This is a genomic window from Streptomyces sp. NPDC050636, assembly GCF_040654775.1.
In the GTDB taxonomy this organism is placed as follows: Bacteria; Actinomycetota; Actinomycetes; order Streptomycetales; family Streptomycetaceae; genus Streptomyces.
This window is the reverse complement of record NZ_JBFAIP010000039.1, coordinates 50,310-61,350: the sequence shown is the minus strand read 5'-3', so window position 1 is coordinate 61,350 and position 11,041 is coordinate 50,310. Positions and strand designations below refer to the sequence as shown.

10 protein-coding genes and 4 pseudogenes are annotated in these 11,041 nt (G+C 68.0%); 4 read left to right on the top strand and 10 right to left on the bottom strand.

Features of this window, described 5'->3' with window-relative positions:
* Window positions 1–289 precede the first annotated feature (289 nt).
* Window positions 290–469 carry a hypothetical protein gene (locus AB0I10_RS25105; protein WP_363154852.1) on the top strand — a complete coding sequence of 60 codons (180 nt, stop codon included), beginning with the start codon at window positions 290–292 and terminating at the stop codon, window positions 467–469.
* Between the two features lie 203 nt (window positions 470–672).
* On the opposite strand, the gene AB0I10_RS25100 is transcribed toward AB0I10_RS25105, so the two are convergent.
* Window positions 673–1,323 (bottom strand): TetR/AcrR family transcriptional regulator, encoded by a 651-nt coding sequence (locus tag AB0I10_RS25100; RefSeq protein ID WP_363154851.1) that lies wholly within the window; start codon window positions 1,321–1,323, stop codon window positions 673–675.
* Between the two features lie 136 nt (window positions 1,324–1,459).
* Between AB0I10_RS25100 and AB0I10_RS25095 the strand changes: the two genes are divergently transcribed.
* Entirely contained in the window at window positions 1,460–2,251 is a 792-nt protein-coding gene (locus AB0I10_RS25095) for an alpha/beta hydrolase (protein WP_363154850.1), read from the top strand.
* 356 nt (window positions 2,252–2,607) lie between these two features.
* Here AB0I10_RS25095 and AB0I10_RS25090 read toward each other — a convergent pair whose 3' ends face one another.
* A complete protein-coding gene (locus tag AB0I10_RS25090) occupies window positions 2,608–2,949 on the bottom strand; it encodes a rodlin (RefSeq protein ID WP_363154849.1) in 342 nt (113 codons plus the stop codon).
* Between the two features lie 181 nt (window positions 2,950–3,130).
* Here AB0I10_RS25090 and AB0I10_RS25085 point away from each other — a divergent pair.
* A pseudogene (locus tag AB0I10_RS25085) lies at window positions 3,131–3,361 on the top strand (NAD-dependent epimerase); the annotation flags it as partial.
* Window positions 3,362–3,465: 104 nt separating this feature from the next.
* Here AB0I10_RS25085 and AB0I10_RS25080 read toward each other — a convergent pair.
* The 5 genes and pseudogenes from AB0I10_RS25080 to AB0I10_RS25060 all read right to left on the bottom strand — a co-directional run bounded on the left by AB0I10_RS25080 (window position 3,466) and on the right by AB0I10_RS25060 (window position 6,756).
* Window positions 3,466–4,092: a glyoxalase gene (locus AB0I10_RS25080; RefSeq protein WP_363154848.1), complete on the bottom strand. Its 627-nt coding sequence runs from the start codon at window positions 4,090–4,092 to the stop codon at window positions 3,466–3,468.
* Window positions 4,093–4,094: 2 nt separating this feature from the next.
* Window positions 4,095–4,590, bottom strand: a pseudogene (locus tag AB0I10_RS25075) (helix-turn-helix transcriptional regulator).
* Between the two features lie 62 nt (window positions 4,591–4,652).
* A pseudogene (locus AB0I10_RS25070) lies at window positions 4,653–4,965 on the bottom strand (excinuclease ABC subunit UvrA); the annotation flags it as partial.
* Between the two features lie 14 nt (window positions 4,966–4,979).
* Window positions 4,980–5,390: a VOC family protein gene (locus AB0I10_RS25065; RefSeq protein ID WP_363154847.1), complete on the bottom strand. Its 411-nt coding sequence runs from the start codon at window positions 5,388–5,390 to the stop codon at window positions 4,980–4,982.
* Window positions 5,391–5,697: 307 nt separating this feature from the next.
* Window positions 5,698–6,756 (bottom strand): PP2C family protein-serine/threonine phosphatase, encoded by a 1,059-nt coding sequence (locus AB0I10_RS25060; RefSeq protein ID WP_363154846.1) that lies wholly within the window; start codon window positions 6,754–6,756, stop codon window positions 5,698–5,700.
* Window positions 6,757–7,050: 294 nt separating this feature from the next.
* Here AB0I10_RS25060 and AB0I10_RS25055 point away from each other — a divergent pair, with 294 nt between their 5' ends.
* Window positions 7,051–7,557 (top strand): carboxymuconolactone decarboxylase family protein, encoded by a 507-nt coding sequence (locus AB0I10_RS25055; protein WP_363154845.1) that lies wholly within the window; start codon window positions 7,051–7,053, stop codon window positions 7,555–7,557.
* A gap of 92 nt (window positions 7,558–7,649) precedes the next feature.
* Here AB0I10_RS25055 and AB0I10_RS25050 read toward each other — a convergent pair.
* The 3 genes and pseudogenes from AB0I10_RS25050 to AB0I10_RS25040 all read right to left on the bottom strand — a co-directional run.
* A pseudogene (locus tag AB0I10_RS25050) lies at window positions 7,650–7,885 on the bottom strand (transposase); the annotation flags it as partial.
* A complete protein-coding gene (locus tag AB0I10_RS25045; protein WP_363154844.1) occupies window positions 7,845–9,233 on the bottom strand; it encodes an AMP-binding protein in 1,389 nt (462 codons plus the stop codon). The pseudogene AB0I10_RS25050 and the gene AB0I10_RS25045, both read right to left, overlap by 41 nt.
* A gap of 1,075 nt (window positions 9,234–10,308) precedes the next feature.
* The gene (locus AB0I10_RS25040; RefSeq protein ID WP_363154843.1) at window positions 10,309–10,878 is read right to left on the bottom strand and encodes a Rieske (2Fe-2S) protein; all 570 of its coding nucleotides are present in this window, start codon (window positions 10,876–10,878) and stop codon (window positions 10,309–10,311) included.
* Window positions 10,879–11,041: the final 163 nt, after the last annotated feature.

Sequence of the window (11,041 nt, the reverse complement as noted above, 5' to 3'; positions counted from 1 at the left end):
CGGCCTGCTGGGCATCCGTTACCGACAACGGCGGGATCTTCGGGCCACGATGATTCACACCAAACCAACGAAGAATCTCCGACTCAGGTCACTAGCTATAGCTAGGGCTATAGCTAGGTTCCGTCCGACGAGCCGAGTGAGGGACCTGTCGTACGGACCGTAGTGGCCAAGTCCTCCAGACGCCGGCCCTTGCAGTCGGACACCTGGAGCCGGGTAGCCACCCGTGCGGGTGAACCCGCGCGTGCCGCCGATCCAAGGCGGGGAAGGTGCCTTCTCTGAGTGGGCCAGCATGACCAACGCCCGGCAAGGCCCCGCTCAGGACACCCCCAACGTTTCCATCGTCGAGCACGACAGTGCCAAGAACCCGCTACGTCGCGTCACCCTGCACAACGCATGGGCCAGCGACATCGAGTCCGGTCCGGCCATCGAGAAGGTCACCCTCACCTACGAAGACCTGACCATCGACTAGAGGCGACCGATGGTGCCACGGCCGACGTGCGGGCAGGCATTGTCCCGACGAACCCGGCTCACTGACTCATCGGACACGGCTTAGGGCTGGCTTAGGGCTGGCTTAGGACCTGTCCGGGAACATGCCGGCCCGGGCGTTCGCGGTCGCCTGCTTGGACCCCTGGTGGCTGTGCATGGGCGTGGATGGGTGTGGATGGGTGTGTGTCAGGAGGGTGGAGGCTGCGGTGTTGGCGTTGATCGGCCTGATGCTTCCGGCCACGCCGCCATCGCCGTGTCGACCACACGCTCCAGTGTCTGTCGTGTCGCCCCGTCGCATGCCTGCTGATTCATCCCCTGGATGACCGCCGCATAGAAGGCTGCCAGCCCGTCGGCGTCCATGTCGGCGGGGAGCCGTCCCCCGTCGATGTCGGCATGGATGCGGGCGGCGATCGATGCCTTGGTTTCCTCACGCATGGCGCGCAGCTTGGCCTTCACATCCTGCGAGCCAGGGGCACAGTTGGTCGCGCTGGTGATGATGAGGCAGCCCGGCGGGTGGCTCGGATCGGTGTAGTCGGCGGCGAGGTGCCGCAGTATCGCGGCAATGGCCGAGCGGGCATCCGGCCCTTGCAGTGGCGGGGCTGCGTACGTGTGCACGTACAACTGGACGGCCTCGTCGAACAGCTGCCGCTTGTCGCCGAAGGCGGCGTACAGACTCGGCGGGTTGATCCCCATCGCCTCGGTGAGCGAGGCGATGGATGTCGTCTCGTAACCGTGTGTCCAGAATTCCCGCAGGGCGGCGGCCAGGGCCTGGTCACGATCGAAGGCGCGCCGGCTGCGTTTGGGGGCGGCCTTGGCCGAGGTGTGTCCGCTGGGCATGACCGCAGTCTACGCCAGTTTGTAGCGATCGCTAAAGCCCTCTGATGCGGTCTCCGATGTCGCCTGACTTTAGCGATCACTAAAGTTATCGTTGTCTGGTTGGGCTGGGCGGCAACCGCCACGAAAGGGAACCCTGATGACCACACCGACTTCCGCTGCCTTCGCCCGCACCGTTCGCGGCACCGGCCCCGGCCTCCTCCTCGCCCACGGGGCGGGCGGCGGTATCGAGGCCAACTACGGTCCGATCATGGATGGGCTGGCCGCACGGCACACCGTGGTCGGGGTCGACTACCCCGGCTCCGGCGACACCCTGAAGGCCCAGGAGCCCCTGGAAGTCGAGGAGTTGGCGGAACAGCTGATTGCAGCAGCCGATGCCGAGGGGCTCGACACCTTTGCGGTCAGCGGCTATTCACTCGGCGGCCCCGTCGCGATCCGCATTGCCGCGCGGTACCCCGAACGCGTCACCTCACTCGTGCTGAGCGCGACGTTCGCGCATGCCGACACCCGCACCGACCTGGCTGCCTCGATCTGGCAGCAGCTGTTCGAATCCGGCCAGCACGCCGTGCTCGCCAAGTACCTGAACCTGATGGCGCTGAGCGAATCGACCCTGAACGCCCTGACCCCTGTCCAGGTCCAGGCCGCCGCCGAGCAGCTCGCGCCCGCCCTCCCTGCCGGCACCGGTACCCAGGTGGACCTGGTCCGAAGGGTCGACGTCCGCGGCGACCTCGCCGGGATCGCGGTACCGACGCTCGTCGTCGTCACCACCGCTGACCCGCTCATCTCTGCGGGCCTGCAGCGGCAACTCGCCGCCGCCATCCCCACCGCCGAGGTCGCTGAAATCCCGACCGGACACCTGCCGTTCGCCGAACGCCCCCAGGAGTGGCTGAACCTCATCAGCGACTTCCTCGCACTGAACTCCAAGGGGTGACGGGGCCGGCGGTTCGCGTAGTCCCTCCCAGGTCCGCGTCCGCCGGATAGGGGCACGCACGCACCACATCTTCCGCACGGGTGCGGCGACCCGTCGGACAGCCCCTGAAGCCGTTCAGCTGGTGAAGCCGATCGCCATGCAACCAGGGTTGTAAGCAACCAGGGGTGTATGCAACCAGGGTTGTACGGCCGGCACGACGAGGATGACGACGGCATGCGCGAGGGTGTCCGCCGCATCCACGCCGCCCTCGACGATGCGGCCACCGACGCGTAACGACGCAGCGCAACGCCCCGTCAGCCACCTGGCCGACGGGGCGTCGCCACACATCGCAGCGCGGGGCGCTGCGAGCCGGACAGCTATTCGTTGCTGACGCCGTTGCTGCTCAACACGGGGATGTCGTCGAGAATGTGGGAAATCGGCTCGTCGCCGTTCGCCTGGGTCGAGTTGTCGACGCATTGCTGGGTCTGTGGAGCGGACAAAATGGGGATGTCCTGGATGCCGATGTTCACGAGCCCGATGATGTTTTGAATATTCGCCTTGACCGGGATGCCGAGGCACGGTTTGTTCAGCGAGTCCGTGACCAGTGAGCCCTGTGGGCTCAGGTCGCCGTGAGTAGTGTCGGCCGTGGCGATTCCCGGCGCGACAAAGACGGCAGAGAAGGCGGCTAGGGCAGCGACGGCGAGGATGCGAAAGCGCATGTTTTTCCCCTCTTGGTGCTTGCTGTCGCTGGCAGACGTACCCTCGCTCAGTGGCTCAATGCCCCAAGTCCCCCGTTCGTGCAATGAGTTGGGTGCCAGGGAAAGGAGCGCTGCGTCGCTGAAGCCGTCAACACGCACACGACGCCCGCCCGTCGGCGACGGCAGGTGCACGACGACCCGCCCCGATGCGGCCAGGGCCCTGGTCGAGGTTGCGGGCGAGGAACGGGCCTGGCGCGTCTCGACGGAGCCCGCGCTGTCGGTCCGGGGGATGGCCGACCGCCTTGCCGCTTAGGCGGCAACGGGGCCGGTCGCGGTGTGCAGGCTGTCGCCGGCCGTGCTGGGTGTCGCCTCGGTCTTCTCCCCGCTGATCCGCGAACTGAAGGAGATCCGCTACCAGTTCGACCGCCCTTTTCCATGGAGTGGAGCGCTCACGAAGCCGAATTTCATCCCGAAATGTTGATCAGAGCCGTTGGTATTGCGCACCGGCGGCCAGGTAGGGCAGGCAACGGTGGTGCATCAGGGCGTGGGCGTCAGTGATGCGGCCTCCCATGCGAAGCCGTCCGGGTCGGTGAAAGGCCCGGCATCGCCGCCGATCATGAGCCGGTGTGATCCGGTGCCGTCGGTGGCGACGCCGACCTCCTTGGCAAGGGCGCGGCGCCTGTACAGCGCCAGCTTGACGGGGCTCGACCCAGCAGCGAACTCGACGTACATGCGGCCGAAGCTCTTCGCCACGGCAAGGCCGCGCTCGACGTAGAACCGCTTGCTCGCGGCCACGTCCGCGACTCCCAGCAGGAGCACCATCTCGTCGATCTGCCGGGTGGCAGGGCCGGTGTCCTTCTTCGCCGAGGTCGCGACCTTCCAGATCGTCCCGTCCGGGGCTTGTACGACACCGCCGTAGCCCCAGAGCGACTTGGCGGCAGGCTTCAGCGGCGTGGCGCCGGCCTCCAGGGCGGCGTCGATGAGGCTGTTGACGTTGGCCGGCTGGGACACCGTGAGCGCCAGCGTGAACCCACGGAAGCCGGTTGTGGGTGCCTGCGAGGCCCGCAGGCGTATCTGCGTGTCCAAACAGAAGGCGGTGGTGTAGAAGCGGTCGGCGGCCGTGGGGTCGGCCACGTCGAGGGTGACGGATTCGATGGATGCCATGGTCAGCACGCTAGTTCCGGCTCGGCGACCGGCGCTTCTTGATTCCTGACCGGTCTTGTCACCTGTTTCGCCACACATGGCGGCATCCCCGCCACAGCGCCCTTTGCGCGGCGCCGGTAGGCGCTGGGTGGCATGCCGACCAGCTCGGTGAAGCGGGTGCTGAAGGTGCCCAGCGACGAGCAGCCGACCGCGAAGCAGACCTCGGTGATGGAGAGGTCGCCGCGGCGCAGCAGTGCCGTCGCGCGCTCGATGCGCCGGGTCATCAGGTACGCGTACGGCGACTCGCCGTAGGCCAGCCGGAACTGGCGGCTGAGGTGCCCAGCGGACATGTTCACGCCGCGGGCGAGCGCCTCGACGTAAGGGGGTCTCCCCTGCTCCTTAAGAGCTTGGGGAAGGTTGCGCGTACTCCCGGTCGATCCGGTCGCGGTCGCGGCGCAGTCGCGCGAGGTCGCTCAGGTGCGCCGCGGTGCGTGCGCGCCCCCATGGGGGGTGACACATGGGAGAACTCCTTTCATCGATGTCCGTGAGCACCTGGGTTGCATGCCGAGGTAGGCGGCGAGGTGCTCGATGGCGATGACCGGCTTGCCGGAGTCGACGAGCCGGTCGAGCAACTGCTCGACGTCGGCGGGATGGGGGCCGGTGGTCGGCTCGGCGAGGATGTGGACCCGTCCTAGGGCCTGTCCTGTCGGATGGGTCAGGGTCGGAAAGGCCCTGGTGGGCGGCCGGCGTGCGCGCCTCGGCCTCGGCGGCCGACATCGCGAGCGCCTCTGTGATGGTGCGGCCGCCGAGGGGATGGTCGAGGACAGCGGCCTGGAAGCGCCGGCCGCCGTATTCTTCGCAGGTGGTCGCGACGCCGGCCATCATGGCCGAATCGATGACCGGACGGTTCAGCGAAGCTCCTGGATGCGGACCAGGTTGCCCGCGGGATCGCGGAAGGCGCAGTCGCGGATGCCGTACGGCTGCTTGGTCGGCTCCTGGACGACCTCGGCGTCGCCGGCCTGCACCTGCTCGAAAGTGCCGTCGAGGTCCCGGGTGGCCAGCAGGATCCAGCCGTAGGTGCCCTTGGCCATCATCTCGGCGATGGTGCGGCGCTCGTCCTCGGTGACCCCAGGGTCGGCGGCCGGCGGCGCCAGGAGGATGGACGTGCCGGGCTGGCCGACGGGGCCGACGGTGATCCAGCGCATCTTGCCCTGTCCGACGTCGCTGCGGACCTCGAAGCCGAGGACGTCGCGGTAGAAGGCCAGGGACGCGTCCGGGTCGTCATGCGGGAGGAAGCTCGTGTGAATGGTGATGTCCATGATGATCAGGCTATGTGCGGCTCTGTGACCCGCGCTTCTCGATTCCTGATCGATCTGGTCACCTGTTTCGCCACACACGGTCGCATCGCCGCCGCTCAGGACCCACGCACTGAGAATCTGCCAGCACGAACGAGACCGAGTGGGAATTCGACACCTTCAATGCGACAGGACACCTCCTCAATGCGACCGGACACCTCGCCAGTCTCACGATGTTGTCGGCGCATCTGGGTCAAGAAAGAAGACCGGACGAGACAGTACGGTTTCGGCTATTGGCTGGACGGGCGATCCGCGTTCCAGTGCGATTGATCTAAGCGGGCTGATCCCTCTGACCGTCAAGCGGCTCCGGAGAGGCGCACAAGCGCACGGCGAGGGCGGCGATGTCGTCGTCGAGGCGTCCTCTGCTGTAGTGGATGAGGTCATGGTGAAGAGCGTTGAGCAGTTCGCCGGGTCGCCCTGGGGTCTGCCGGCGCAACCAGGCCGCCACCGGGAAGAACTCGCCGTCGCGGTCGCGGGCCTCGGCGACACCGTCGGTATAGAGGAGCAGCAGGTCGCCAGGGGCGAAGCCGAAGGTGTCGATGCTGTAGTGATCACCGATCAGCTCGGCGAGGTTGAGAAGCGGCGAGGGAGCGGTGGGCTCCAGGGCGTGGACTTCCCCGCGGTTCAGGAGCAGCGGCGGCGGATGTCCGCAGTTGAGGATTCCGATACGGCCGCCCCCGTGTGGGATCTCGGCGAGAAGGGCGGTGGCGAAGCGCTCCATCATGCCCTCGGGGGGAAAGGCGGCGTTGTAACGGGTACTGCTTGCCTCCAGGCGACGCGCGATATTGACCAGGTCGGCCTCGTCGTAGGCCGCCTCCCGGAAGGAGTTCACCATCGCCGCGGCCGAGCCCACCGCCGGCAGACCCTTGCCCCGCACATCGCCGATGAGCAGCCGGACCCCGTACTTCGTGTCGACCACCTCGTAGAAGTCGCCGCCGATACTGGCCTCCGCCGCGGCCGCGATATACAGCGCCTCGATCTCGACGCCCCCGAAGCGGCGCGGCATCGGACTCAGGACCACCTGCTGCGCCGCGTCGGCGACGAGCCGGACCTGGAACAGGGTCTGCTCCCGCCGGAGCCGGACATGGCTTCCGTACGCGGCCGCCACGGTGACGCCGACGATCCCCGCCGCCGTCCACCACGTCCCCAGGCCGGGGAACACGATGCCGAGACCGATCATGAGAAGAAGGCAGACCGTCCCCAGGAGGACGGTGGGGAGCACGGGCCACATGGCCGCGGCGAGGGCCGGCGCCGCGGGCAGTAGCCGGCTGAAAGCCAGTTCTGGGGGAGTGGCGTACGCCAGGCCGGCGATGACAACGGTCAGGATCACCGGAGACAGCAGAGTAAGTGGCCTCCGGCCGTGGCGACGACGGAGGCGCAGCCGTCCAGGCTTGATCACACTTCGCAGGATATCCACGCACAGCGGACATGGCGCTCTGGTGAGTCGGAGTCGGCCGCCTGCGCCCGGTCGGTGCACCCTGCTGGGCGATGGTCCGGAGGCCGGGCAGAGCCGGGCTCCTCAATGTCCAAGCCGAACACGAACGGCTGTCTTCCCTCGGTCACATTTCTCTGTCGCGATCCGTCAGGGCAGTGACGGCAACATGAAAGCCCGAAGGAGACGGCGATGGAAACACGTTCGATAGCGGCGGAGGTCCCGATGGTTCCGCGGATGGCCGAGGACCCTGCGGAGCTGGTACCCGAGCTGGCAGCGGTGTCGGCGGCGCTGTTCAAGGTCACCGGCAACGGTTCGGTACCGCGCTCCACGATCAGCCTGGTCCAGCTGCGTGCAGGCCAGATCGTCGGCAGCACCTATCTGACCGTTCTGCACACGGGCTTCCTGCGCAAGGCCGGGGAGTCGGAGGAGCGCATCGCATCGGTGGCCTCCTGGCAGGACTCGCCGTACTTCACCGGTGCCGAGCGTGCCGCGCTGGCACTCGTGGAAGCCGTGCTTCAGCCGTCCGCGCACGGCGAGAGGGTCTCCGACGAGCTGTATGCCCAGGCAGCAGAGCACTATGAGGCCAAGGCGCTTGCCACCCTGATGTTCGCGATCGGTCAGGTCAACTTCTTCGTCGCCGTGGCGCTCATCGCCAAGCCGGTGCCCGGCCGGTCGTTCACCGACCCGTGGAAGTGAGACCGCCCGGGTAAGGACTGCCGTTCGGATCCCGTGCGTGACCCGAACGGGCCAATCTTGATGCCGCGCCTGCGCAGACAGGCGCGGATCTATGTGGACGAGTCGCCCCCTGTACGAGTAGCCCCCTGTACGAGTAGTCACCTGTCGGCAACGACCTGCCCGGGCCGGCACCTGGGCCGCCCGGGCTGCGCCGGCTGACTCTGATGCGGGCCATGACCTGCTCGAACCGGGTGCAGTCGTTGACGTTTCCAGCGGTGATCGTGAAGGCCGGCGGCCGGCCCTGCCCGTCACAGGCCAGATGGATCTTCGTGGTCAGCCCGCCGCGGGACGTCCTTGAGGCGGCCGGCCACCACCAGGTTGCCGTCCGGGGTGCGCCGCGCGAGGTCGCCGCTGCGGAAGTAGCCGTCGGTGGTGAACGAGCGTGCGTTGTCGTCGGGCGCCCGGTAGTAGCCTCGCACGGTGTACGGACCGCGGGCGAGGAGTTCGCCGGGCTCCGCGTCGGGCACGTCCTTGCCGTCGACGTCGACGATGCGGATCTCATCGTCGGGCGAGAGCGGGCGGCCCTGCGTGGTGAGCACGGTCTCGTCCGGATCGGCGGGCCGGGTGAGGGTGAACAGCCCCTCAGCCATGCCGAAGACCTGCTGCAGGCGACAGCCCAATTCAGGGCCTATCCGTTCGGCGGTCGCCCGGTGCAGGGGCGCGCCGCCGATCTGCACGAGATGCAGACTGCTCAAGTCGGCCTGGACCGTGGGAAGTACGTCGAGCCAGAGCCGGGCGACGGCGGGCACCACCGACGTGACGGTGACCCGCTCTCGTTCGATGACCGGAAAGCATTCGGCGGGTTCCGGGTTCTCGACCAGGACGACGGTGCCGCCGACGGAGAGGGTGCCGACGATGCCGGGGCAGCCGAACGTGAAGTTGAACTCGGCGGGCAGCGCGGCGAGATACACGTCGTTCTCGGTGAGCGACACCAGTTCGGCGGCGGCCCGCGCCTGGTAGGCGTAGTCGTTGTGGGTGCGCGGAATGAGCTTGGGCGCCGCGGTGGTACCGCCGGAGAGCAGGAAGAACGCCACCCGGTCGGCGCTCTGCGCGCGTGCCAGCCCGGGCGGGTCGTCGATGGAGCCCAGCGGGAAGTAGTGGCAGCCCGACGGGTCGATGGTAAAGCCGCCGTACGGGGACGAGGCGCCCGGCGCCTCAAGGGTGAACACCCGCCGCAGGAAGGGCTCTCGGGCCGCGATGTCCGCGGCCATCGCGGTGTGGTCGAAGCCCTGGTACGTCGAGGGACTGACGTAGCCGACGGCCTCGGTGACCCGCACGAGGTGGGAGACCTCTGACGCGCGGTGCGAGACCGGGCAGAACACGGGGACCGCGCCGACGCGCATCAGCGCGAACACGGTGATGACGAACTCGGGAACGTTCGGCAGCTGGACCACGACCCGTTGCCCGGGCCGGAGGCCGCGCAGCCGGAATCCGGCGGCCATGCGGTCCACGCGCCGGTTCAGGTTCGCGTACGTGATGCGGGTGCCGCCGTGCACGAGCGCGGTCCGCGGTCCGTACTGCAGGGCCCAGCCGCGCAGCAGGTTGTCCAGCGTATTGCCACGCCAGTGCCCGGCCGCCCAGTAGCGGTCGACGAACTCCTCGGGCCAGGGCGTGCAGCCGTCGAGCATGGATGTCATTCGCTTCCTTCTGTGCCAGCTTCTGATCCTTCTGCACCGGCTTCTGAATCGGAAGCCGTGCGGGACGTGAGCGTCTCCTCGGCGCAGGCGAGCAGTTCGACCGCGCGACGCCTCAGCATGTCGGCGGCTTCATAGAGCGTGAAGGGCCGTCCAGCACGACGTCGACCTCCAGGAGGAGCCGGGCTCCCGACGACAGTCGGGCCAGCCGGTGTTCATCCAGGTCAATGTCGCAATCCGACCCCATATCGCCCCTTCTCAACGCCGGGGAGCAACCCCGCCGCCTTGACCTTGGCGATCCAATCCGTCAACAACCCCATACGCAATGTGCTTTCCAAACCATGGACGCTGAATTCCATCAGCAGAAAGTCCAATGAGCGCCGCTGACCAGGAGGAATGGTCGGGGCTCAATCCAACTCGGCCTCGCGCCAGGGCGGAACCTCGTGACGTTGCAGTACGGATGTTGGGAGCCTGATCACTTTCACACTCATCCCGGGTGCCTGCCACGTCGGTTGGTGCTTTGAGCCGCTCGCTAAGGAGCTGTGGCGGCACGGGCACGCGGCGCGCCGCGTGACCCTGTCCGGCATCCTGCTCGACGGGGGCAGCACGAGCGAGAGCCTTGCCCTGGCCGCAACCGGAGTCATCCGCATGCTGAGGGAGGGGGCGTTGGAAGGCTTCACGCAAGGACGGACGGCTTCCATGTCCTCCGGCACACGCCCGCCTCGATCATCCTCGAAGCGGGCGAGTCCGTGGGCCCTTGGCCCGCTGGCTCGGCCACTTCAGCCCGACCACACGCTGGACTACTACGCCCACTTCATGCCTGATGCCGGCGGCAAGGGGCGCAGAGCCATCGACGCTCTTTTCAACCGACATTGTGCGGTCGCCGCGGCCGAGTACAAGACGCATCTCAACAACTCACGTCACGGATGGGCACAGCACTCGCTGCGCCCATCCGTTCGTCGTGCCACCCAGCAGATTCCCGTGCAGGTTCTCCCCAGCGGCCCGGCCCGGCCTGAGCGGTGCGTGTGACAGTCGCGCCGGGGCTCCAGCGCCGGGGGGCGGCTGGGTGGCCGCGCCGTCAGCCGAGGGTGACTGAGCCTCCCTTGACGCTCGCCTTGGCAGGCGCCAACGCCCTGGTCGCGGGCCCTTCCTTCACGCTGCCATCGGTGATGTCGAACTTGCTGCCATGGCACATGCAGTTGATGGTGCCGCCGGAGACCTCGCCGACGACGCAGCCCGCATGGGGGCAGATCGCGGAGAACGCCTTGAACTCGCCGTCCTGCGGTTGCGTGACCACGACCTTCTCGGCCTTGAAGATCTTGCCGCCGCCCTTGGGGATCTCCGAGGTCTTCGCGAGACTGCTCCCACCGCCGGCCTCGCCCCCGGTGGAGCCTCCGTCGTCGCCGCTCCCTCCGGTGTCGGCCGACCCGCTGGTCTCCGGGACGGCTGTCCGATCCCCGCCTGGGGTCTCCGGGACGGCCGTCCGATCCCCGCCCGCGGCCTCCACTCCGCCGCCGCACGCCGCGAGCGCCGCCGTCAGCCCGGCCGCGCCGACCGCCGCAACAACGGTGCGCCGCGCCGCACCGCTGCCCGTTCCAGCCGCTGTGTCACTCTCGCCGGTCCGCTCCAATGGTGCCTGTCGAGCCATGGTGTGCCTCCGGTTCTGGTGCCTTCGGTGCGCGATGTGCGGCAGATGGCCACGTCGTGGAGTGACTCCTCTGCCGCACACCAGCCATGCCGTGTCTGATGCATGCCGTGTCTGATGCACGCCGCGTTTCACGAACGCCGCGTCTCATGCACGCTGCACAAAG